The following is a 22599-nucleotide window of genomic DNA, read 5'->3' on the forward strand; positions in this document are numbered from 1 at the left end:
TCAGGATTACAGCATAGAGTCGATAACTGCCGACATCTGTTCAACTGTTAATGCCCCGGAATATTTCTGGCCATTGATAAAGAATGTAGGCGTTGCATTCACACCGAACTCAGCGCCACGTTCACGAACAGCATTCACATCATCGAGAAGCTGCTGGTTCGTCAAGCAGGCATTGAATGTCTCCTGTGTAAAACCGGCCAGTTTGGAGATTTGCAGCAATGCAGCCTGTGCATCATCGGCTGCTGCCCACTGCATCTGCTGCTTGAACAGCACATCCACCATCGGGAAATAACGGTCATCAGGTGCACAACGTGCCAGCATGAAAGCAGCAGTTGCGCGCGGATCAAACGGAAACTCGCGGAAAATCAGACGGGCTTTACCGGTCTTGATGTATTTTTCTTCGATCACCGGAAGGGTATTCACAGCGAAAGTCGCGCAATGGGAGCACGTCATTGAAGCATATTCAACAATCGTCACCGGTGCATCGGCCTGACCCAGAACCTTGTCTTCCAGCTTGCCTTTTTCAAGCAGCTTGGCCATGTCGACCGTGCCGTCTGATTTAGGAACACCTGTCTGTGCAAAAGCACCGCCGGCCGCAGAGACGGACAATGCCGCAGTTGCAAGTGCCGCACTACCCAGAAGCTGTCTGCGGTTCAGTTGAGATATCATACGAATCACCCGTTTATTCCACGTTGCTATTGTTTTCGGATAATAGAGCAAATTGCCCGAATTTTGACGGGCAGCTTAAGAGTTTTTAATAAACAGTGTGTCACCAGACACTTAACAGGCGATCTTCCTGCAATTATCCGGTGCATTCATGTCCGCAACCAGTCACCCGAAGATGCATTTATCGTGGCTTCTTGTTTGCTTTTTCAGCCAGAATATTACGCCCGAGCTGCATGAGTGAAGCGCGTAAGGCCTCATCCTCAATACCGGACGTTACCTGTGCCAGCTTCTTTTCTGCCGGTGCACTGACCGGCAAAAGCTGTTTTGGTTTTCTTTGTGCAGCCGGTGCGACCGCCTTTTGTTCAATGCGAATGCGCGCAATGGCGGCAAAGCCTAAAAAAGAATTCACACGACCAATGATCTCGCCTGTGGAGTGCTGGATACGCATGGCCGCCATACCTTCGCAACCAATGATCAGTGTTGCAGGCTGAAAGGGATCGTCCTCATGTGCACGTCTTGGCCAGAGAATCCGCAGAGGACGAGATTGCAGGCCGATCTGCGGCCCCACAATATCCTCCCATGACTGGATGAGCGACAGATTTATCCCCGCCCGCTTTCGCAAAACAGGATCGAGCACATCGCCTGCGGTATCCGCCAGCGGCTTGAAACCCGATTTCTCCTCTTTGCTCATATCAGCCCTTTACTCCCGCAGGAAAAGCCAATTCCCTCACAGGACGTCTGTTGTAAAAATCCAGCGCATTTTCAGCACCGCTACTTTGGCGCAACAAATTACGGCTTGTTCCCGCATAGACGGCGCTAAAGAAAAACATGGTTACGGCAATACTGGTTTCATGCAGCAATGGATTATGCAGCATAGCATAGCTGCCCCATGTGATCGTAAAATAGATCAGCACACGGCGGATGGCGCAGTCAGAGTTGTTTCTCCACAAGAAAACAAAACCGCATAAGGCAGCCGCAAGCAACAGCAGGAAGCCGACCGCACCATTAACCAGCAGCTCATCAAGAACAGAATTATGCACATGGATGTAACCATCCAGCAATGTTGCCTGATCTCCCAGCGCTTCGCGAACAGCCGTCATTTTCTGATCGGAACCAACCCCTGTCAGAGGATGTTCACTGACTACTTTAGCAGCACCGCGCCACATTTGCTCTCGGGTATCAGCGGAGGATTTATCCGACCACTGGCTGCTGTCTCCGGTCTCATAATAATGCATCATCCCTGAGAAGCGCTGCGACAGAACCGAAGCAACAGGCCCCACAGTAAAGACAGCAGTCAGACAAGCCGCAAGCATCAGAGAGCTGCCGATTTTCACCTTATGACTGGCGATACGACCGATAAGAACAACAATTTCAAAGATTGCCAGCAAGGCCAGCGTAAGCATAACGGCACGGGTTTCTGATGCGAAGACAACCCCTGTCCCGATAATCAGATACCAAGGGCCGTTTGGCAGCAAAAATGGCGGCTTTTTTATCGGCAAGGTCGCGGCAACCGCAGTAATTGCAGCCGCATAGGCAAATACGGCAGGATTACCGCCGACGCCGATACGACCACCCAGAAATAATTCCTCACCGGCAACGGCGGTGGCACAAATAATAAGGCCGATACGTGAGCCGAATGCGAGAATACGCACAGGATCGCGCACCAGCACCATGCCCAGACCGCCAAAGGAATAAAGCCACAGCAAAAGCACATATCCGACCTGACGATTGGCGGCATCAAGCTCGCCGCGCCATGCCATCAGGCCAAGGCTCCAGATCATATAGGCTGAAATCAGCAGATAGAAATGCGCTCCGTAAAACCGGTGAAACCGGTTTTTGCACAGTGCCAGATATACCCCGATACAACTGAAGATAAACAGGATAAGCGGGCCCAGAGGCAGACGAACAGGCATCGCAGCGGCAGCAATAAACAAAAGCCAGAGATCTACCCGGCGACGGATGAGGAAGTTCTTTTGTAGAATTCGCATATCACCTGTGCCGGATATCCGTTTTTTGGAAACTATAAGACAATCTGTGCAGATAGTCTTTTAGACGAAAGAATAAAGTGCTGAGTCGCTTATAGGCAGGAAGTTTGGCTCTCGAGTAGGTATGAATGTCCTCAGAGATTGTCGAGGCACTTTCATTGGCATTGCTCACCACCGCTTTGCTGGCGGTAAAAAACCGGTAAGACCCTGCCCAGCCACGTTCCAGCGCCACATCATAAGGCAGATGCATTGTCTGCAAAGCTTTAAGTAGTTTTGCAGCGCCTTCCTTTGACACAATATAGGCACCGGCATTGCCGAGCGGCCCATGCGTCGTACGGCCGATCGCAACGTCACCTGTAAGCTGTTCAACCGGCCTGAAACCAACAAGACGGTTATGAATGAGTTTAATCACATCCCAGCCCTGCAAGCACATCGCCGACTCAACAGCAGGAATAAAATCATCTGAAAAACGGATATCATCTTCAATGATCACACCGGCATCATCCGCGCCTGCGGCAATCATCTCCAGCGCCTTCATATGGCTGAGATAGCAGCCGATTTCCGCTGCAGAAGCAATTTTTCCATGATCGCGGCGAAAGCCTGCATCATCAAAATTTCGTTTTTCTTCCGGCTTGAGCAGCTTTCCGTCCACAGCCGGTATGCGCTGAACCGTTAAATCATATTCCTGCGCATGCGCCTGCAAAGAATCCCAGCGGTCTTTCGACCTGTCCAGATTAAGTGCATAGACCGGAAAGGTTTGTTTCTTCTGCAATATCAAACCTTTCAGGCATCATTTAAAAAACAAAAAACAGATTAATTAAAACACTGGTAGCCAGCAATTCGGCTACAGTCAATTTATTCATTACCCGTAAAAGCTACCGGCAAAATAAAGCGACTGCAAGCTCCGGGCATTTTCCGGTGCATTCCCGCTACATATCCTTTAGTAGAAAAATATGACAAAAAAGCATCTGAATGCTCATTTAAATGCGGAACCTATCGTGCCCGCACATGCACTATCGGGAAAATCATGCGCGCAGAACCTGCTGGCGTGGTACGATCGTCATCACCGTGTGTTGCCGTGGCGCGTTACACCGCATGACCATGCGCAAGGTATACGGCCTGATCCGTATCGCATCTGGCTGTCTGAAGTTATGCTCCAGCAAACCACAGTTGAAGCCGTTAAAGCCTATTTCCTCAAATTCACAAATCTTTGGCCGGATGTTCAGGCGCTGGCAGATGCCACAGAGGATGATGTGCTGCGCGGCTGGGCGGGGCTTGGCTATTATTCCCGCGCCCGTAATTTGAAAAAATGCGCGGATATGGTCGCTCGTGATTTTAAAGGCGCGTTTCCGGCGGATGTGGAAGATCTCAAACAATTACCGGGCATCGGCGATTATACCTCAGCCGCCATTGCCGCAATTGCCTTTGATATTCCGGCCGCGGTGGTAGACGGCAATGTAGAGCGCGTGGTCAGCCGCCTCTTCGCCATCAAAACCGCCATGCCGCAGGCCAAGACTGAAATCCGCGCTTTCACAGAACAACTGACCCCGCAATCACGCCCCGGCGATTATGCACAAGCGATGATGGATCTCGGCGCAACCATCTGCACACCGAAAAAACCGGCCTGTATTCTCTGTCCGCTCAATGATAATTGTGCAGCCTTGATCGAAAGTGAGCCGGAGCTTTACCCTGTCAAAGCACCAAAAAAGGCACGCCCAATCCGCTATGGCGCAGCTTTTATCCTTCTCTCTCCGCAAGGTGAAGCTTATTTACGCAAACGTGCCGACAAAGGATTGCTTGCCGGCATGAGCGAAGTGCCAAACAGCGACTGGATTGCAGCAGATGAAACTGCATCGCCTGAATATATTGCACAGTTAACCGGTATTGATCTGGCACCATTTGCAGCAGACTGGCAGGCCAGCGGTAGCATCACACATATTTTCACGCATTTTGAATTACGGTTGAGCATTTACAAAGCAGATGTTTCAACAGTCCCGCCAAGTAATAATGGCTGGTGGGTTGCAGCAAACAAACTGCATGAGGAAGCCCTGCCGACCGTGATGAAGAAAGCCATCAGCGCAGCTCTGCCTGACACTTTCAAATAAGCGGCAGTCACACGATCTGGTTTGCGCACCAAACGGCTTGAACCCGAAAATAAAAAAAGCGCCGGTACAACACCGGCGCTTTAAGGATCAGACATCTCTGGAGGTCAGCCCGATTGTGTCTCGTTGTTCTCTGGTAACACAGGAAAACAACGCATACTGCTGATGAAAATATCAGCAGAAATTCTTTCCGGTTTTATGAACCGATGGTTTACGAGCCAGCTTGGGCCATATTCACACGGATTTCAGCGCGCAACGCATCAATCGGCTTCAACACGCCTTCTTCTTCATAGTGCCAGAATGTCCAGCCATTGCAGGCATCAAAGCCTTGTACCTTCGCGCCCATACGGTGAATGGAACCGGCATCGCCATTGGCTGACAAAGTTCCGTCTGCCCGCACAATCGCCGCATGACGACGCTTGGTATCACACAGAACGGTGCCCGGACGCAGCAGGCCTGCTTCAATCACACTGACGAAGGCGACACGCGGTTCTGCACGTTTGCCGGTCATCACTTTCAGCTCGGTTTTGCCCAGAGGCTCAACTGCCGCGATACGTGCTGTTGCCGCATCGATATAAGACTGCTCACGCTCAATACCGACAAAATGGCGGCCAAGACGCTTGGCAACCGCACCGGTTGTTCCTGAACCGAAAAACGGATCAAGGATCACATCGCCAGGCTTGGATGAGGACATCAGAATACGGGCAAGCAGTGCTTCCGGCTTCTGGGTCGGGTGAACCTTGTCACCATTCTCATCTTTCAGACGCTCACCGCCTGTGCAAATCGGAAACAGCCAGTCAGAGCGCATCTGCACATCGTCATTGGCGGCCTTCATGGCTTCGTAGTTAAACGTATAGCCTTTGCTCTTCTGATCGCGGGATGCCCAGATCAGTGTTTCATGCGCGTTCTGGAAACGACGACCGCGGAAATTCGGCATCGGATTGGTTTTGCGCCAGATAATATCGTTGAGCATCCAGAAACCCAGATCCTGCAGCGATGCGCCAACGCGGAAAATATTATGATATGAGCCGATAACCCAGATCGTGCCGTTTGGCTTCAGCACGCGGCGGCAGGCCAGAAGCCATGCACGGGTAAAGGCATCATAGGCCTGAAAGCTGTCGAACTGATCCCAATGATCATCGACGGCATTGACCTTCGTCTGATCCGGACGGTGCAATGCACCTTCCAGCTGAAGATTGTAAGGGGGATCAGCAAAGATCACATCCACCGAATGATCCGGCAAACGATCGAGCGCAGCTACGCAGTCACCCTTAAGAATTGTATCGAGCCAGACCGAGCGCGGTGCAGCTTCTGGCAGATCTTTCACAAGACGAACAACGGACATGTGATACTCGCTAAACATAAGAACGCTTTACTGTCCTTATGGTTACCGAACAGGGTAAACATGGGGTTAAGAGAAATGTTAAAAACCGTTTTAAGCACTGAAAATCGTCATATTTCTTTAAAAAACCTAAAAACAAACACGCACAAACCACTGTAAATGTTTAATTTTCTTAACACTTACCAAAAAGTACGGCCACAAAAATCAAAATTAGAGCCATGCAAATCACTCACTTCGGCCGTACTGATTTGCTCCATCCGGGAGACAGAAGAGCCCGCAATTTCTTTTAATAATTTTGACCCTTCCGCGTTTTAAGTGTACACAATGCCCGTCCTCCCTCCCCTTTGCCCAAAGCCTGCAACTGGCTTTTGCGGCTCATGAACATTTACGGATTTTTCATGTCAAAACCCCAGCTGATCCTTTTCGACTGTGACGGTGTTCTGGTCGATTCCGAGTATATTGCCGCACAGGTAGAATCCGAACTTCTGACAGATGCCGGTTATCCTATTTCGCCTGAGGAAATTGCCGAGCGCTTTGCCGGTCTGACATGGCCAAGCATTCTGATGGAAATTGAGCGTGAATCTTCACTGCCGATTTCCGCATCGCTGATTGAAAAATCGCGCAAAATCATGAAAGAGCGGATCAATAAAGAACTGCTCACCGTTGACGGCATTGAAGATGTGGTCAGTCAACTCAAATACCCAAAAGCCATCTGCTCAAACTCCAATACGGAATCTCTGGAGCTGATGCTCAAGCGCTCAACGCTCTATGATGCATTTGCTCCGCATATCTATGCGTCACGCGAGGTTGGCAATAAAGAGCCGAAGCCGGCGCCGAATGTCTACACTTACGCAGCGCAGCAGTTCAATGCTGACCCTAAACGCTGTTTTGTGATTGAAGATTCAAGCCACGGCATCCACGCGGCACGCGCTGCAGGTATGCGCGTGATCGGCTTTACCGGCGGGGCGCATACCTATCCGGGACACGCAGACAAGCTAACTGAAGCCGGTGCCGAAACCGTTATCAACCGCCACCGTGATCTGCCAGCTGTGATTGAAGCTATGGCAGAATGGGACGAAGGTTTCTGAGCAATCAGACCTGTGTCCTGATCCCTAGAGTACACTACAAACAAAAAGGGCGCGCCACAGCACGCCCTTTTTGTTTAGAGCGGGTTACGTTCAAGCTGAACTGTGTAATCCGCACTATTTTTCGTCTTACGCATTATCGTGAGGTCAGACGATAATCATCTGACCACGAAATGCTCTGAAATCAGGCTGCCGATTTCTTGGCGTCTTTCACGGGAGCAGTCAGCGCAGCATAGACCTGCTGTGCCTCAGTCTCGCTCAGACCAATCATCGGGCGGCCTTCGATCATAACCGGTTCTCCGGAATCCATTTCAAAAATGGCCCAGGTATCGGTCGGTTCCTGAATGAGTTCATATACTGTCATCATGGCAGCATTCTAAGCGTTAGAGATTACAAATAGTTTCATTCTTTCATCGCTTTAACGATGAACATGCGACATTCATCTGTAAATAGGCCTTGAATCCGGCAAAATTACGTACAAATTAGCTCTAAATATTTGATTTAAAATAGTTTTTTACAGAAAATTCTTTATTAACCGTAAAAAGCATCAGGCTTTCCGGCTGTGGAAATTCACGGTTGGATGAAGCTATAGTTAATATTCTACGCACAGTTTCACATTATGTGCAAATATACGCAAGAACAAAACAAAAATGCCGTATCTGCATTTCAGCAGATACGGCATTTTTATTGTCGGATGCTTTAAAAAGCTCAGCCTTTCTGCGGGCCTTCATCAAAGCCGATAAAGATCTGCACCTGACGTGCAGACGCTTCCGGTACGGACACAGATGTGCCTGAGAACAGGAACTGCGTTGCGGACTGCGAATTATTCATCGCAACAGCCTGCTTGTGCAGATTTGAGGAAAGTATTTTGTCGCCTTGCATAACCACAACGCGGATCGGCATCGTAATTGTACCATTGCGGAATTTCGGCCCTGGTACAACACGACCTGCAGCGGCCACATTGATGGTGATATTGCCGTTATCCCGACGGCAATCACGCGTCACATCGCTGATTGATGCCTGATAAACTACACGATTGCTGTCGCCGTTACCGCCTTTTTCATAGGTACTGAAGAAAGAGGCTCCCTCACGCAGGCTGATACGCGGGCAAAAAGCCTGCAATTCGGCCTGCGTTACACGCTGCTCGCCGGATGTTGAAGTGGCCGCCTGCTGATTGCCGCTCGTTGAACAACCAGCCACAAGCAGACCAAGCACAGCTGCGCCACCCAGACGGGCAAACCGCATAGAGAGAGGATTTAAACGTCCGAAGGTAGATTTCTGCATAAACCGGTCTTCCTGAATAATGAACCTGTCTGCGAACCGCTCCGGTTGAAACATAATCACCGCAACTGTTCTGTCTATCGTTTCGCGTATTTTATCCAAAACCTGTTCTCAGGTTTCGGAATGCGCAAATTCTTCACCACCGCGCACTTTGTCCAAAAACCGTTTCACACTTTTTGGAATGCGCAAATTCTTCACTACCGCGCATTTTATCCAAAAACCGTTTCACACTTTTTGGAATGCGCTCTATACCAAAATCCTGCTATACCGTCGCATATCTGTATGGACGCACGGCGCTTAACATGCATTATGAGATAATATTTTCACGTTTTTTGTGACCAGAGCAAGCTCTATCCCCTTCGCGCTTGCATCCTGCACAAGAGATATGAACGGAAAACACCAAAGACTCGTCCAAAACCGGCTCAAAACCGGCACAGAATTGCATTGAGTAAATGAGGCCTGAGACCCTATGAAATATATCAGCACCCGTGGCGAAGCGCCGGTTTTAGGCTTTTCTGATGCACTTTTAGCTGGTTTGGCACGTGACGGCGGACTCTATCTGCCGGAAACCTATCCGCAATTTTCCGCTGAAGACATTCGCAATCTGCGTGGAAAATCCTATGTGGAAATCGCGCTCAAAGTCCTCACTCCTTTTGTGAATGGTGAGATTCCAGCCGCCGAATTTGAGAAAATGGTGCGCGAATCTTATGGCAGTTTCCGTCACGATGCGGTCTGCCCGCTTGTACAGACCGGCGCGAATGAATATGTGCTGGAACTTTTCCACGGCCCTACGCTGGCGTTTAAAGACGTGGCCATGCAGCTGCTTGCCCGCATGATGGACTACACGCTGGCACAGCGCGGTCAGCGCGCGACCATCGTTGGTGCCACTTCCGGCGATACAGGCGGCGCGGCGATTGAAGCTTTTGCCGGTCGCGACAATACGGATATTTTCATCCTGTTCCCACATGGCCGTGTGTCTCCGGTGCAGCAACGCCAGATGACCTCTTCCGCAGCGAGCAATGTGCATGCTCTGTCTATCGACGGTAATTTTGACGATTGTCAGAACCTCGTCAAAGGCATGTTCAATGATCTGAACTTCCGTGACACGATTTCGCTCTCCGGTGTGAATTCGATCAACTGGGCACGTATCATGCCGCAGATCGTCTATTATTTCACATCAGCTATCAGCTTAGGTGCACCGGATCGTAAAGTTTCCTTCACCGTACCAACCGGCAATTTCGGTGATATTTTTGCAGGCTTCGTTGCCAAGAAGATGGGATTGCCGATCGACCGTCTGATCATTGCCACCAACGACAATGATATTCTGTCACGCACTGTTGCCACCGGCTCTTATGCGATGCGCGGCGTGGAGCAGACATCCTCGCCATCTATGGACATTCAGATTTCTTCAAATTTCGAACGTCTGCTGTTTGAATCCTATGATCGCGATGCCGCTGCTGTGCGCGGCCTGATGCGCAGTCTCGGCCAGTCCGGTGAATTCACCATTGCCGATGCACCACTCAAAACCATTCGCGATCAGTTTGCAGCTGGCCGTTCCACCGTGCAGGAAACCGCAACAACAATCAGCACCGTTCTGAAACAGGATGGTTATCTGCTTGATCCGCATTCGGCAATCGGAGTTAAAGTTGCCCGCGAGCAGGAAAGCTCGACCTCACCAATGGTGGTGCTGGCCACTGCGCATCCGGCCAAATTCCCTGACGCAGTGAAAGACGCCTGCGGCGTTTCTCCGGCTCTGCCTGCTTGGCTCAGCGATCTTATGGAGCGTAAAGAACATTATACGCGTCTTCAAAACGACCTGAAAGTGGTTGAAGATCACATACGCAGCCATTCAAGAGCAGCGAAATAAAGCATTTCCGGCAAAACTATGAAGCGGCTTTGCCGGAAACGCGTGAAAACAAAAAAGATAGAGCGGCATAAAAGCCGCATATTGCAATATGTCTGCATAATTTGCATAGATTTCACTCTGCCCTTATATGCATCTCAAAAAGCATAGAGGGCAGATGGGATATTCCGGAGCGGTTTATGCTTCCGGGTTCTTTAATTTGTCGCATTGTCATACCCGTCAGGCTGGATCAAGCTGATGGTGAAATGCTCAAGGGAGTGTGCCTAGAATGGGTGTAGAAGTAAGCGTTCTGTCCAACGGACTGACAATCGCCACCGAAACAATGCCGCTGATTGAAAGCGTGGCACTGGGCATCTGGGTCAAGGCAGGCTCCCGCAATGAAGCGCATAACCGCCACGGCATTGCGCACTTTCTTGAACATATGGCTTTTAAAGGCACCGAAAACCGTACTGCATGGCAGATTGCGGCCGATATTGAAAATGTCGGCGGTGAGATCAATGCCGCAACCAGTGTTGAAACCACCTCTTATTACGCTCGCGTGCTGCGTAATGATCTGCCGCTGGCAATTGATATTCTGGCCGACATTCTCACCAGCTCAAAATTTGACGAAGAAGAGCTGGAACGTGAGAAGAACGTCATTATGCAGGAAATCGGGGCGGCGCATGATACGCCTGATGATATTGTGTTCGACCGTTTTTCTGAAACCGCTTATCTCAATCAACAAATCGGCCGCTCCATTCTCGGTACACCTGAGACTGTGCAGGCTTTCACGCCGGATGATCTGCGCAATTACATCAATGAACAATATAGTGCAGACCGTATGGTTGTTGTGGCTGCAGGTGCCGTTGACCATGCCTCATTTGTACGGGAAGTTGAAAGCCGTCTTGGTGGCTTCCGTGCCAAAACAAACGCGGTTGCCCCTGTAAAAGCCAATTATTTTGGCGGAGATTACCGTGAAGAGCGCGACCTGATGGATGCGCAGGTTCTGATCGGTTTTGAAGGCCGCGCCTATCATGTTCGCGACTTCTATGCCTCACAGCTTCTGGCAACGGTTCTGGGCGGCGGCATGTCTTCCCGTCTGTTCCAGCAGGTACGTGAAAAACGCGGGCTCTGCTATTCTGTTTATGCTTTCCACTGGGGCTTCTCTGATACCGGCCTGTTCGGGATTCACGCAGCAACCGGACGCGAAAACCTTGAAGAGCTGGTGCCGGTTATTCTGAACGAGCTGCATCAGGCATCGACAAATATTGACATTCAGGAAGTTGATCGTGCCCGCGCCCAGTATCGCGCAGGCCTGCTGATGTCGCAGGAAAGTGCGGCCAGCCGCGCAGGTCAGATTGCACGCCAAATGCTGCTCTATGGCCGTCCGGTACCGAATGAAGAACTGCTTGAGCGTCTGAGCCTGATTACACCGGAGCGCCTGACAGATCTTTCAGGTCGCATGTTCCTCGACAGCAAGCCGACGATTGCCGCTGTCGGCCCTGTCAGCCAGATGATGCCTTATGACGGTATCAGCGGTATGCTGAACAACTACGCATCCACGAATAAACAACCGGCGGCCAAACTGGCCATCTGACGTTATCAACACGCTCCTTCCAAATGGCAGGGTATCATGATCAGCTTTCCCTTCAGCAAAACACCGTCTGTGTATCTGAGGGGGGAGCGTTTATATTTGCGCGAGCCGCAATGGAGCGATTATCGCCAGTGGACAAACCTGCGTGAGAAAAGCCGCAGTTTTTTGACTCCGTGGGAGCCGACATGGCGCGATGATGAGTTGGAAAAGCCAAGTTTCCGTTTGCGTCTGCGCCATTATTCCGATGAAGCCCGCAGCGGCAATGCATGGTCTTTGTTCCTATTTCGCAAATCCGACAATGTGTTGCTGGGGGGAATCACTCTTGGCAATATCCGGCGCGGTGTCGCGCAATCGGGGCAGATCGGTTACTGGTGCGGGGCGCCACATGCCGGTCAGGGCTATATGTATGACGCCCTGAAACTGGTTATCCCCTTCGCATTCAATGAACTGCGGTTGCACAGACTTGAAGCTGCCTGTATTCCGTCTAATCTGCGTTCAGTCAGGCTTCTTGAAAAAGCCGGATTTTTACCGGAAGGCACTTTGCGCTCCTATCTCAAGATAAACGGCCTCTGGCAGGATCATCTGCTTTACAGCCTGATTGAAGGAGAAGAGCAGCGCAGAAGCTTAACGGTAAAAACAGGCAACGGTTTTCACCAGCCGTCTGACCAATAGAACATTGTGCACAGGCAAAACCGTTTCCTCTTTTTGCCGAAAATGATCTAAGCATATCAAAGCTGATACCAACGACAAAAAGGTAAAACCAGTGACAGAAAACTTTCATAACCGCTTGAAAACGTTTTTCTGTGTGTTTGCCTTTCTCGCAGCCATTTTACAGCTCACGGTTCCTGCATCTGCGGTCGAGCCGATCAAGATTTCCAAAGAAGACACTGCGCTCGACCTGACCCGCGCCGTACAGATTATGCATAATCAGGGTGATACTGTGCAGGTCTCCACCGCTCCTGGTGCCGATGGTATTGTCCGGCGCATTGAGGTGCAGGCCGACAAGGACAAGCGCTCAAGCGGTAACTGGGCAGCCTTTGCCATTGCCAATCCGACTGATGAGCAGATTGACCGTCTGATTGTTGCTCCGCATTACCGCCTTGTTAAATCGGGTTTTGTCTGGCCGGATCTCGGTTCGCAGCGCATTTCATCCATCACGCCAAGTGAGGGCTTTGCGCTTGATCGTCAGGTCAGCCCTGATGCGGATGTGTTTCTGATCACCATCAATCCGGGCTCAGTGGTAACTCTGGTAGCCGAAATGGCCTCCCCTAACCTGCCGCAGCTTTATCTGTGGGAGCCGGATGCCTATAAAGACACCATCAACGCCTACACACTGTATCGCGGCATTCTGCTCGGCATTTCCGGCCTGCTGGCACTGTTTCTGACCATTCTTTTTGTTGTGCGCGGGACATCGCTGTTCCCTGCTGCTGCTGCACTGGCATGGGCGGTTCTGGCCTATATCTGCGTGGATTTCGGTTTCTGGAACAAGCTGATCGCCATCACCCCCGGCAATGAGCAGATGTGGCGGGCGGGCACGGAAGTGGCGCTCGCAGCCAGTTTCCTGATTTTCCTGTTCACCTATCTCAACCTCAACCGCTGGCATGATCATTTTTCCTATGGTGCAGTGGCATGGGTTCTCGGCCTGATGATGCTGAGCGGCGTGGCGATTTTTGATCCGCCAATTGCTGCCGGTATTGCGCGTATTTCTTTTGCGCTGACTGTTATTTGCGGCATCGTGATTATCGGCATTCTGTCACTGCGCAGTTATGACCGTGCTATTATGCTGATACCCACCTGGCTCTTGATCGCCATATGGATGACCGGTGCATGGCTTGCCGTTTCCGGTCGTCTGGACAATGATATTGTTCAGCCTGCTCTTGGCGGGGGTCTGGTACTGATCGTCTTGCTGATCGGCTTTACCGTGATGCAGCATGCATTTGCCGGTGGTGTGCTGCGCGTTGGCCTGTTCTCCGATATGGAACGTCAGGCTCTGGCGGTCATCGGCTCCGGCGATATTGTCTGGGACTGGGATGTGCCGCGCGACCGTGTGGTGACCACACCGGATATTTCCACCTATCTCGGCACGGCTGCTTCAAGCCTGCTCGGCCCTGTGCGCAACTGGCTCCCGGTCATGCATGGCGATGACCGCGACCGCTTCCGCACCACGCTGGATGCTATTCTGGAAAACCGCCGCGGCCGCATTCACCAGACTTTTCGCCTGCGAGCCAATGACGGTCATTATCACTGGTATCACTTACGTGCGCGTCCGGTTATCGGCTCGGATGGTGAAATCGTGCGCTGCGTCGGCACGCTGCATAATGTGACCGAGCAGAAAAAAGCCGAAGAGCGCCTGTTGCACGATGCTGTGCATGACAATCTTACCGGTCTGCCAAACCGCGAGCTGTTCCTCGACCGTCTCGCCAATGTCATGAGCATGTCTTACAACGAAAGTAGGCTGAAGCCGACGGTTTTCGTGATTGATATTGACCGCTTCAAACAGGTCAATGACAGCCTCGGCATGTCAGCCGGTGATACAATTCTGCTGACTGTCTCACGCCGTCTGTTCCGCCTGATGAAGCCGCAGGATACGCTCTCAAGACTGTCTTCAGACCAGTTCGGCCTGATACTGGCTTCCGAGTCCGATCCGGCCAAAGTTGCCGCTTTTGCGGAAGCGCTGCGTCAGGCTATCCGCGCGCCGATTTCCTATGCCAAGCGTGAGATTGTGCTGACCGCATCCGTTGGTCTCCTGACATGGACAGCCAATGCCGCGAATGCGGAAGATATGATCAAAGATGCCGAACTGGCCATGTATCAGGCCAAGCGCTTCGGCGGTGATCGTATTGAGCCGTTCCGTCCGTCATTCCGCGCGATCGGCAGTGATAAGCTGCAGCTGGAATCTGACCTGCGCCGCGCCATTGAGCGCAAGGAAATCACGATTGCCTACCAGCCGATTGTGAACTTGCAGGACGGCACGATTGCGGGTTTTGAAGCCCTGATGCGCTGGGAACATCCGCGTCGCGGACCGATTTCGCCGTCTGAATTTATTCCGATTGCCGAGAATTCCGGTCTGATCGTGCCGCTTGGCCTGTTTGCCATGCAGCAATCGGCCAATGACCTGTTCAACTGGCAGGAAAATCTGTCACGTCCGAACCTGTTTGTTTCCGTCAATCTCTCCAGCACCCAGCTGATCCGTCAGGATTTGCTGAGTGATGTGCGAGCCATCCTGTCGCGTACGCATGTGACCAAAGGCACGCTCAAGCTGGAACTGACAGAATCTGTGCTGATGGAAAATCCGGAACAGTCTGCCCATATGCTCACCGAGCTGAAATCTATGGGTGTAGGATTGTCGCTGGATGATTTCGGCACCGGCTATTCGTCGCTTGCTTATCTGACGCGCTTCCCGATTGACATGATCAAAATCGACCGCTCTTTCGTGAAAGGCGACAAACCGCAGAAAACCACACTGCTACGCTCCATCATCCGCATGGCGCAGGATCTTGAATTGAAGGTTGTGGCTGAGGGTGTGGAGAGCGAGCAAGATGCGATGCAGCTACGCGAAATGGGCTGTGAATATGTTCAGAGCTTCCTGTTCGGTCAGCCGATGACGGCTGAGAATGCAGCCCGCCTGCTCAACGGACAGACTGTGGAATAAACGAAGAGCAGAAAACAGAAACGCCGCTTTCCGTTGCAGGGCATAGAAAGCGGTGTTTTTTTACAGACAATCAGGCTTCAAAAATCCGGTGTGATCTGTCTTTGAACAGAGGTCAGGCATGTCCTGCCTGGGGCACAAATCGTCCCGGATCAACACCCATCTGCACCATCACCCGATCATATTTGCCCAGAATATCGCCATCGAACAGTAAATCATCTGTAGGCTCGCAAATCAGCCAGTCATTATTAGCAATCTCGCGCTCTATCTGCCCTGCATCCCAGCCGGCATAGCCTAGCGCCATCAGCGTTTTATCAGGGCCAATTCCGTCAGATATTGCATGGAGAATATCCATCGTTGCAGTCATGCAGATATCATCTGTGATCGGAATACTGGCACCAACCATAAAATCGTCGCTGTGCAGAACAAAACCCCGCCCCGTCTCAACGGGGCCGCCGCGGCGTACCATCAGTGATCTGGCTTTTTCAGGCAGCAGAATACTCTGCGCCTGTGTAATGATGCCAAGGCGGACTAGCAAATCGGGAAACTCCAGCGACTGCAGCTGATTAATGACGAAACCCATCGTCCCCTGCTCGGAATGTGCACAAACATAGATAACCGATCGGGCGAAGCGCTCATCAGTCATACCGGGCATTGCAAGCAGAAATTGTCCGTTGAGAAAACCGTTGTTCACCACACGCCTCGTTCAATGCTTTTGGACTGATCAGGGATGATATGAGCTAATTTTGCAGTTTGCTGATGATAGATGTGCATTTTATTTTTATAGGCACGGCACTGCGAAAAAACAGCATAACACAACACTTGCCTGAGCCAAGTCACATTTGCCGGTAATTTTCTGCAACTCAAAAAACCGTCTGCAAATTCGTTTCTATTTCAGCATATTACTTAAAATTCGAAATCAATAAAATTTGCATATATTTAGAAAAAGACCGCCGGAAGCAGTAATATTTGCAGCTGTTGAAATCGGCATTTTAACAAATAGCGCTTTCGCAAAACTCTGACTGCGGCTATGTATATTGCCAAGAACAGACATTCTAAATCTGTATGAAGGAGAACAGATATGGCCATTCAGATCGGCGACAAACTGCCTGCAGCAAGCTTCAAGGTAAAAACAGCTGATGGTGTGAAAGACATCACCACTGATGAAATTTTTCAGGGCAAAAAAGTTGTTCTCTTTGCTGTTCCGGGCGCATTCACCCCGACCTGCACGCTCAACCATCTGCCAGGTTATCTGGCCAATTATGATGCGCTGACCGCTAAGGGCGTGGATACTGTCGCTGTTGTTTCCGTCAATGACGTGCACGTCATGGGCGCATGGGCGAAGGCAACTGAAGGCGACGGCAAGATCCTCTATCTGTCAGACGGTATCGGCGCATTCACCAAAGCAGCCGGTCTTGATATTGACCTTTCCGGCGGCGGTCTTGGTGTTCGCTCCAAGCGCTATTCAGCGCTCGTTGAAGACGGCGTTGTAAAGAGCCTCGACATTGAAGAAAACCCGGGCGTTGCCACAGTTTCTTCCGCAGAAGCCATGCTCGAAAAGCTCTGATTTCTTTAGACTGAATAAAGAAAAAGCCCGCTTTAAAGCGGGCTTTTTTTTATAAACAAATGACCCTAATCACAGCGAAATATACAAAATACCGGCAGCCAGCAACAGACAGAGCGGTGAATAGAACCGGCTGTCATTTCTCGCAAATACAGATACAGACGGACGTTTAAAAAAACCGACGAGGTTAAAATCTCCGATAGCTCGCAAGAATAAAACAAACGCCAGGCCCCAGCCTAACGGGCGCAGCATAGTGACATTCTGAATAGCTATACAGAAGACCAGAACAGCAAACAAAAACAGGGCGACAGCTACCGCCAGAGTAGCAACTTTAGACGGAGTGAATGATTGCTGCCCGTCTTCTTTTACCGGAATTGCGGCGGTTTTACCTGCCTCGCCGCCAAACGCCCAATAGACATGAATGGCAGATAAAATAAGAAAAACACCAGTCAGCAGCAATCCGATATAAAACATAGTCTCTGCTTTCTGCGGCGCTACGGCTGCACAGATAGTCTTGTTACACGAAGATCAGCGTTTTTTATACGGTGCCATGCCTTCACGGGCGAGTTCATCGGCACGCTCGTTTTCAGGATGCCCTGCATGGCCTTTCACCCAGTGCCATGTCACCTTATGTTTTTTCCGTGCGCTATCCAGTTCCTGCCAGAGCTCTGCATTTTTAACCGGCTGTTTTGCTGCTGTTTTCCAGCCATTGCGCTTCCAGCCTTCAATCCATTTGGAAATACCGTCCCGTACATAAACGGAGTCCGTGTAAAGCTCGACCTCGCAAGGTTCTTTCAGCGCCTGCAATGCGGAAATTGCAGCCATCAGCTCCATACGGTTATTCGTGGTATCGGCCTCGCCACCGTTCAGTTCTTTTTCATGACCGTTATATTTCAGAATAGCGCCCCAGCCTCCGGGACCCGGATTTCCGGAACAGGCACCATCCGTATAGACCATAATCGTCTTCAAGCGATTTTCTCACATAATTGAAATGGATAATAAAATTCGTACCGGCTACTGGCCAAATTCACTGGCTGAAAGCACCGCACGGTGAAAGCGCATGCGGCGCAAATATTCCATCGGATCTTTCTTGGTCACAAAACTGTCTGCGGGCGTATTGATCCAGTCATAAAGCCTTGTCAGCATGAAACGAATGGCAGCGCCGCGGCAAAGAACCGGCAAAGCCTTCTGTTCCTGCGGGTTTAGCGGGCGCACAGAATTATAACCACGCAGCAGTGCTGTTCCCTTGGTCAGATTGTAGGAAAAGTCGCGCTCGAAACACCATGCATTAAGGCAGATCGCCAGATCATAAGCGAGCATATCTGTGCAGGCAAAATAGAAATCAATAATGCCGGACAGGTTCTCGCCGATGAAAAACACATTATCGGGAAACAAATCCGCATGAATGACACCGCGCGGCAGATCAGACGGCCAGTTCTGTTCCAGAAAACTGAGATCAGCCTCTGTCTGAGAGCGCAAGCCTGCTTCCACACTATCGGCATCTGCCATACATTTTTCCCAGAGCGGCCGCCAGTCTTTCATCGTCAGACTGTTTTCGCGCTGCATGGGAAAGTCCTGACCAGCCAGATGCATCTGTGCCATTGCCACACCCAGCGCATAGCAATGCTCTGCCGCAGGCTTGCGCAACCACATGCCGTCCAAAAATGTCACGATCGCTGACGGACGCCCTGCAAGTTCGCCAATCGCTTCACCATTTTTTTGTACAACCGGTTGCGGGCATTCAATACCGTTGACAGCCAGATGCTGCATCAGCCTGAGAAAAAACGGCAGATCATCACGATCCACCCGCTTTTCATAAAGGGTCAGAATAAATGTGCCTTCGCTCGTGCGCAGCAGATAATTGGAGTTTTCAACACCCTCGGCAATACCTTTATAGGAAAGCAATGTACCGATATCATAATTTTCGAGATAGGCTGCCAGTTCAACTTCATTAATATCTGTATAGACAGCCATGCTATTCTCCCCCTGCCATCCTTCAATATGAAATTGCGGCAGATTATCTCTTTATTTTCAGTGATTGCCGTTGACGAAAGCCATATCCTGCGCCGTCAGTTCCACATCACGGATCTGACGGTTCACAAGGAAGTTTTCAGTTTCAACGGTGGTAATCGCCAGATCAATCGTGACATCAAAGCGCTGTGAGAATGCATCAATAATCTCATCAACTATGATTTCAGGCGCAGACGCACCCGCAGAAATTCCAACAACAGAAAGCTCGCCCAGATTATCCCAGTCAATCTCCTCAGCCCGCTGAACAAGCAGAGAATGACGGGCACCTGAGCGCTCAGCCACCTCGACCAGCCGCTTGGAGTTTGAGGAATTCGGCGCGCCGACAATCAAAAACAGATCACATCCGGGAGCAGCCTCTTTCACCGCTTCCTGACGATTGGTGGTCGCATAGCAGATTGATTCAGCTGCCGGTGCAGTCAGTTGCGGAAAGCGCTCCTGAAGCTTGGCAATAATACCGGCGGTGTCATCAACCGACAAAGTGGTCTGGGTCACAAAACCAAGGTTTTCCGCATCTTCCGGCTGGTATTTTTCCGCATCATCTACTGTCTCAATCAAGGAAACAGTGCCTTCCGGCAATTGCCCCATTGTGCCGATCACTTCCGGATGGCCGGAATGGCCGATCAGAATGACATGACGGCCAAGGCGCTGATGGCGCATAGCCTGTTTGTGCACTTTTGACACCAGCGGACAGGTTGCGTCCAGATAGAACAGGTTTTTCGCATCCGCATCTTCCGGCACAGATTTCGGCACACCGTGAGCGGAAAACACCACCGGCTGATCACGATGCTCCATCGGAATTTCGTCCAGCTCTTCAACGAAAATGGCTCCGCGCGCCTGCAGCCCCTCAACCACATAGCGGTTGTGCACAATCTCATGCCGGACATAGACCGGCGCACCGTATTTCTTCAGCGCCAGCACAACAATCTGAATTGCCCGATCAACACCGGCACAAAATCCACGTGGACCGCACAGGCGGATGGTCAGCTTTGGCTTATCAGTCATCGAACTATGATTATCCTGTCTTCAGAGCAACATCACAAACATAAACCGGTAATGCGCTATAAAACAAATCTCCGGTTAGCAATTGGGCTTCACGCCATGCAATGTCAACAGGTCTCCTTCAGGCAAAGCAGTGAAAAGCATTTTTACAAACAGCAACAGCGGTTATACGCCGGTGCTGCGACGCTGGCGAAAGACATAAATAAAGGTCACAACCAGCAGAACGGCGGCCAGTCCGAACCATGTCCCCGCATATTGCAGATGATTGTTCGGCTGCTCCAGAATAGTTATGCCACCCACTGGCAGACCACCGGCATTTGTCGTGGCATCTGCATCAACAAAGAAGCCGACAAAATCATGGTTCTGCGAGAGGCCGTTATTCTCCATCATTGCGCCCCAGTCTTTCCAGTAATAAAGCTTTTTCGCAGGCTCATTCTCCGGCAGATAGGAAGAAGGTTTGGCCATCAGCGGATCACGCGCCAGACCAATGAGAGTGACCTCGCCTGCCGCCTGTCCCTGAAGCCTCGTCGCTGGATCTTGTTTCTCGTAGGGTACAAAACCGCGATTAACCAGAATGGCGCGACCATCCTTCAAAAGAAGCGGTGTATAAACCGCATAGCCGGAAGCGCCTTTAAAGGTCGTGAAAAAATATTGCTCATAGTCATGCTGAAAGATGCCGCTCAGGCGCACCGGCATATAATCAACCGTGTTACCTTGCGCAAACTCTGCTTCAATTTCAGCTAAAGGTTTGGGAGCCGCTTTTGTCCGTTGTTCAATCTGCGCAATCAACTGCTCCTTCCAGAACAGCCGCTGTGTCTGCCAGATACCGAGACTGACCAGCATAATAAATGCAATCGCGCTACAGAGCAGCAAAACCCAAGGAAAGCGTTTTGCCGCCTGAGGCTCGTTATTGTGTGGCAGGTTCATTCACGTCCCCGTTTATCAAGCTGCCCCGAAGCCGCTTTATGCTTATATTGCAATGTAATCAGAATACCCTTCATCCAGCGGGTCATGATCAGACCGAGCACGATTGCCAAGGGTATCCAGATGATAAAATGCAGCCAGAGCGGAAACTGATAAGACACCTCAGCCCAGAGAGCCAAAGCCGTGACGATAAAACCGTCGAGCAAAAGTACAAACACAACCGGTCCGTCACCGGAATCTGCAAAGCTGTAATCCAGCTCGCAAGTGTCACAGCGCTTTGCCACTTTCAGATAACCATTGAACAAGGCACCCTGCCCGCAACGCGGACAACGTCCTTTGATGCCGGCAGCGATTGGTTCAACAGGCGGATAAAGATTATCTTCATTGCTCATCTTGCATCTATTCCTGCTCAAGCCTCTTTGCCCTGATAGCGTTGCCAGTATAACGGGAAACAAAAAGCGCCGCAGCCTTAAAGATCCGCGACGCTTTCATTGTTACATCAGGCACAGAAATCCGGTACTGCGCCACAGCTCTTCAGCTGATTAATGGACAGCAATTGGCGCGCCCCATGATCCCCATACATAAATGCTGAAGAACAGGAACAGCCATACAACGTCCACAAAATGCCAGTACCAAGCAGCAGCTTCCAGACCAAAGTGGTTTTTCGGTGTGAAATCACCGCGGATAGAGCGGATCAGACAAACGGCCAAAAAGATTGTACCGACGATAACGTGGAAACCGTGAAAACCGGTAGCCATGAAGAAAGTTGCGCCATAAACGGAATCTTTGAATGCAAACGGCGCATGGATATATTCATAAGCCTGCACGAAAGAGAACAGCACGCCAAGCACAACTGTCAGCGCCAGTCCCCACACAAGACCTTTGCGGTCATTATGCAGCAGAGCATGATGTGCCCATGTCAGGGTTGTGCCTGAAAGCAGAAGAATAACAGTGTTATACAGCGGCAGGTGCAGAGGATCGAGAACTTCCATACCCTTCGGAGGCCACTGACCACCGGTGAATTCCGCGCGCATCACCTGATGCACTTCATTCGGAAACAGGCTGGCATCAAAAAACGCCCAGAACCATGCCACGAAGAACATCACTTCGGAGGCAATGAACATGATCATGCCATAACGCAGGTGAATGGAAACCACGCGGGTATGGTGGCCTTCTTTCCCTTCACGGATCGTATCAGACCACCAGCCATACATGCAGTACAGAATGATAGCCAGACCGATAAAGAACACCCACGGCGTTACAAAATTAATACCAAAAAGGTGCAACTCACCTGCATTGAGGTAGCGCATATAAGCGATACCGCCAATGGCAAGCACAAACGCACCAACCGAGCTCAGAAACGGCCACGGACTAGGCGCTATAATATGGTAGTCGTGGTTCTTCTGATGAGTGTCTGCCATGTCATTCCCCCTTAAGGTTTATGCCCCAAGGCTCCTCTGTTTACCTTCTTGATGCGGCACCCGGATAAACTCCGGCAGCATCCTGATTTTTTACTTTGCACTCCATGCGCATT

General features: G+C 50.8%; 22 protein-coding genes. 7 read left to right on the forward strand and 15 right to left on the reverse strand.

All coding sequences use genetic code 11. The annotated features are described in order from the left end of the window. Positions 1-6: 6 nt before the first annotated feature. The 4 genes from P8H26_RS07555 to P8H26_RS07570 form a co-directional block, all read right to left on the reverse strand. Positions 7-669: a DsbA family protein gene (locus tag P8H26_RS07555; RefSeq protein ID WP_289632325.1), complete on the reverse strand. Its 663-nt coding sequence runs from the start codon at positions 667-669 to the stop codon at positions 7-9. A 178-nt stretch (positions 670-847) separates the two neighbouring features. Further along, positions 848-1357: a DUF721 domain-containing protein gene (locus P8H26_RS07560; RefSeq protein ID WP_289632326.1), complete on the reverse strand. Its 510-nt coding sequence runs from the start codon at positions 1355-1357 to the stop codon at positions 848-850. Between the two features lies 1 nt (position 1358). Next, positions 1359-2654, reverse strand: coding sequence for an O-antigen ligase (locus P8H26_RS07565; protein ID WP_289632327.1), 1296 nt, complete (start codon positions 2652-2654; stop codon positions 1359-1361). Position 2655: 1 nt separating this feature from the next. Beyond that, positions 2656-3423 (reverse strand): glycosyltransferase family 25 protein, encoded by a 768-nt coding sequence (locus tag P8H26_RS07570; protein ID WP_289632328.1) that lies wholly within the window; start codon positions 3421-3423, stop codon positions 2656-2658. A gap of 226 nt (positions 3424-3649) precedes the next feature. Between P8H26_RS07570 and mutY the strand changes: the two genes are divergently transcribed. After that, a complete protein-coding gene (mutY, locus tag P8H26_RS07575) occupies positions 3650-4756 on the forward strand; it encodes an A/G-specific adenine glycosylase (RefSeq protein ID WP_289632329.1) in 1107 nt (368 codons plus the stop codon). Between the two features lie 208 nt (positions 4757-4964). On the opposite strand, the gene P8H26_RS07580 is transcribed toward mutY, so the two are convergent. Continuing rightward, entirely contained in the window at positions 4965-6098 is a 1134-nt protein-coding gene (locus P8H26_RS07580; protein ID WP_289632330.1) for a site-specific DNA-methyltransferase, read from the reverse strand. 395 nt (positions 6099-6493) lie between these two features. On the opposite strand from P8H26_RS07580, the gene P8H26_RS07585 reads away from it, so the two are divergent. Then, positions 6494-7183: an HAD family phosphatase gene (locus tag P8H26_RS07585; protein ID WP_289632331.1), complete on the forward strand. Its 690-nt coding sequence runs from the start codon at positions 6494-6496 to the stop codon at positions 7181-7183. Positions 7184-7364: 181 nt separating this feature from the next. Here the strand turns inward: P8H26_RS07585 and P8H26_RS07590 are convergent, their stop codons facing one another. After that, complete coding sequence (locus tag P8H26_RS07590; RefSeq protein WP_289632332.1) at positions 7365-7547, reverse strand: hypothetical protein; 183 nt, start codon at positions 7545-7547, stop codon at positions 7365-7367. 341 nt (positions 7548-7888) lie between these two features. Beyond that, the gene (locus P8H26_RS07595; RefSeq protein WP_374708258.1) at positions 7889-8425 is read right to left on the reverse strand and encodes a hypothetical protein; all 537 of its coding nucleotides are present in this window, start codon (positions 8423-8425) and stop codon (positions 7889-7891) included. A 505-nt stretch (positions 8426-8930) separates the two neighbouring features. Between P8H26_RS07595 and thrC the strand changes: the two genes are divergently transcribed. The 4 genes from thrC (at position 8931) to P8H26_RS07615 (ending at position 15550) form a co-directional block, all read left to right on the forward strand. After that, complete coding sequence (gene thrC / locus P8H26_RS07600) at positions 8931-10328, forward strand: threonine synthase (protein ID WP_289632334.1); 1398 nt, start codon at positions 8931-8933, stop codon at positions 10326-10328. 265 nt (positions 10329-10593) lie between these two features. Next, positions 10594-11901 (forward strand): pitrilysin family protein, encoded by a 1308-nt coding sequence (locus P8H26_RS07605; protein WP_289632335.1) that lies wholly within the window; start codon positions 10594-10596, stop codon positions 11899-11901. Positions 11902-11937: 36 nt separating this feature from the next. Continuing rightward, positions 11938-12570 carry a GNAT family N-acetyltransferase gene (locus P8H26_RS07610; RefSeq protein ID WP_289632336.1) on the forward strand — a complete coding sequence of 211 codons (633 nt, stop codon included), beginning with the start codon at positions 11938-11940 and terminating at the stop codon, positions 12568-12570. A gap of 91 nt (positions 12571-12661) precedes the next feature. Then, positions 12662-15550 (forward strand): EAL domain-containing protein, encoded by a 2889-nt coding sequence (locus P8H26_RS07615; RefSeq protein ID WP_374708252.1) that lies wholly within the window; start codon positions 12662-12664, stop codon positions 15548-15550. Positions 15551-15662: 112 nt separating this feature from the next. Here P8H26_RS07615 and P8H26_RS07620 read toward each other — a convergent pair whose 3' ends face one another. Beyond that, positions 15663-16244 carry a YqgE/AlgH family protein gene (locus P8H26_RS07620; protein WP_374708253.1) on the reverse strand — a complete coding sequence of 194 codons (582 nt, stop codon included), beginning with the start codon at positions 16242-16244 and terminating at the stop codon, positions 15663-15665. Between the two features lie 384 nt (positions 16245-16628). Between P8H26_RS07620 and P8H26_RS07625 the strand changes: the two genes are divergently transcribed. After that, positions 16629-17114 carry a peroxiredoxin gene (locus P8H26_RS07625; protein WP_289632338.1) on the forward strand — a complete coding sequence of 162 codons (486 nt, stop codon included), beginning with the start codon at positions 16629-16631 and terminating at the stop codon, positions 17112-17114. Between the two features lie 69 nt (positions 17115-17183). Here the strand turns inward: P8H26_RS07625 and P8H26_RS07630 are convergent, their stop codons facing one another. The 7 genes from P8H26_RS07630 to P8H26_RS07660 form a co-directional block, all read right to left on the reverse strand. Next, entirely contained in the window at positions 17184-17585 is a 402-nt protein-coding gene (locus P8H26_RS07630; protein WP_289632339.1) for a DUF3995 domain-containing protein, read from the reverse strand. A 54-nt stretch (positions 17586-17639) separates the two neighbouring features. Then, positions 17640-18080: a ribonuclease HI gene (rnhA, locus tag P8H26_RS07635; protein ID WP_289632340.1), complete on the reverse strand. Its 441-nt coding sequence runs from the start codon at positions 18078-18080 to the stop codon at positions 17640-17642. A 45-nt stretch (positions 18081-18125) separates the two neighbouring features. Beyond that, positions 18126-19085 carry a homoserine kinase gene (locus P8H26_RS07640; RefSeq protein ID WP_289632341.1) on the reverse strand — a complete coding sequence of 320 codons (960 nt, stop codon included), beginning with the start codon at positions 19083-19085 and terminating at the stop codon, positions 18126-18128. 57 nt (positions 19086-19142) lie between these two features. Further along, positions 19143-20144, reverse strand: a complete 1002-nt coding sequence (ispH, locus tag P8H26_RS07645) for a 4-hydroxy-3-methylbut-2-enyl diphosphate reductase (protein ID WP_289632342.1) — start codon at positions 20142-20144, stop codon at positions 19143-19145. A gap of 162 nt (positions 20145-20306) precedes the next feature. Then, on the reverse strand, positions 20307-21068 hold the full coding sequence (locus P8H26_RS07650; RefSeq protein WP_289632343.1) for an SURF1 family protein: 762 nt from the start codon (positions 21066-21068) through the stop codon (positions 20307-20309). Continuing rightward, positions 21065-21457 (reverse strand): DUF983 domain-containing protein, encoded by a 393-nt coding sequence (locus tag P8H26_RS07655; RefSeq protein ID WP_289632344.1) that lies wholly within the window; start codon positions 21455-21457, stop codon positions 21065-21067. The genes P8H26_RS07650 and P8H26_RS07655 overlap by 4 nt, the downstream gene beginning before the upstream one ends. Positions 21458-21607: 150 nt before the next feature. Next, positions 21608-22486 (reverse strand): cytochrome c oxidase subunit 3, encoded by an 879-nt coding sequence (locus tag P8H26_RS07660; protein WP_289632345.1) that lies wholly within the window; start codon positions 22484-22486, stop codon positions 21608-21610. Positions 22487-22599 lie beyond the last annotated feature (113 nt).

This window comes from Pseudochrobactrum sp. sp1633 (assembly GCF_030376605.1).
GTDB lineage: Bacteria > Pseudomonadota > Alphaproteobacteria > Rhizobiales > Rhizobiaceae > Pseudochrobactrum.

Excerpts from the sequence above, each read along its gene's own strand:
- ispH (WP_289632342.1), bottom strand. The coding sequence starts at position 20,144 with ATGACTGATAAGCCAAAGCTGACCATCCGCCTGTGCGGTCCACGTGGA.
- P8H26_RS07555 (WP_289632325.1), bottom strand. The coding sequence starts at position 669 with ATGATATCTCAACTGAACCGCAGACAGCTTCTGGGTAGTGCGGCACTT.
- P8H26_RS07590 (WP_289632332.1), bottom strand. The coding sequence starts at position 7,547 with ATGATGACAGTATATGAACTCATTCAGGAACCGACCGATACCTGGGCC.
- P8H26_RS07595 (WP_374708258.1), bottom strand. The coding sequence starts at position 8,425 with ATGCGGTTTGCCCGTCTGGGTGGCGCAGCTGTGCTTGGTCTGCTTGTG.
- P8H26_RS07585 (WP_289632331.1), top strand. The coding sequence starts at position 6,494 with ATGTCAAAACCCCAGCTGATCCTTTTCGACTGTGACGGTGTTCTGGTC.
- P8H26_RS07630 (WP_289632339.1), bottom strand. The coding sequence starts at position 17,585 with ATGTTTTATATCGGATTGCTGCTGACTGGTGTTTTTCTTATTTTATCT.
- P8H26_RS07660 (WP_289632345.1), bottom strand. The coding sequence starts at position 22,486 with ATGGCAGACACTCATCAGAAGAACCACGACTACCATATTATAGCGCCT.
- P8H26_RS07610 (WP_289632336.1), top strand. The coding sequence starts at position 11,938 with ATGATCAGCTTTCCCTTCAGCAAAACACCGTCTGTGTATCTGAGGGGG.
- P8H26_RS07655 (WP_289632344.1), bottom strand. The coding sequence starts at position 21,457 with ATGAGCAATGAAGATAATCTTTATCCGCCTGTTGAACCAATCGCTGCC.
- P8H26_RS07560 (WP_289632326.1), bottom strand. The coding sequence starts at position 1,357 with ATGAGCAAAGAGGAGAAATCGGGTTTCAAGCCGCTGGCGGATACCGCA.
- P8H26_RS07640 (WP_289632341.1), bottom strand. The coding sequence starts at position 19,085 with ATGGCTGTCTATACAGATATTAATGAAGTTGAACTGGCAGCCTATCTC.
- thrC (WP_289632334.1), top strand. The coding sequence starts at position 8,931 with ATGAAATATATCAGCACCCGTGGCGAAGCGCCGGTTTTAGGCTTTTCT.
- P8H26_RS07625 (WP_289632338.1), top strand. The coding sequence starts at position 16,629 with ATGGCCATTCAGATCGGCGACAAACTGCCTGCAGCAAGCTTCAAGGTA.
- P8H26_RS07605 (WP_289632335.1), top strand. The coding sequence starts at position 10,594 with ATGGGTGTAGAAGTAAGCGTTCTGTCCAACGGACTGACAATCGCCACC.
- P8H26_RS07580 (WP_289632330.1), bottom strand. The coding sequence starts at position 6,098 with ATGTCCGTTGTTCGTCTTGTGAAAGATCTGCCAGAAGCTGCACCGCGC.
- P8H26_RS07650 (WP_289632343.1), bottom strand. The coding sequence starts at position 21,068 with ATGAACCTGCCACACAATAACGAGCCTCAGGCGGCAAAACGCTTTCCT.
- P8H26_RS07565 (WP_289632327.1), bottom strand. The coding sequence starts at position 2,654 with ATGCGAATTCTACAAAAGAACTTCCTCATCCGTCGCCGGGTAGATCTC.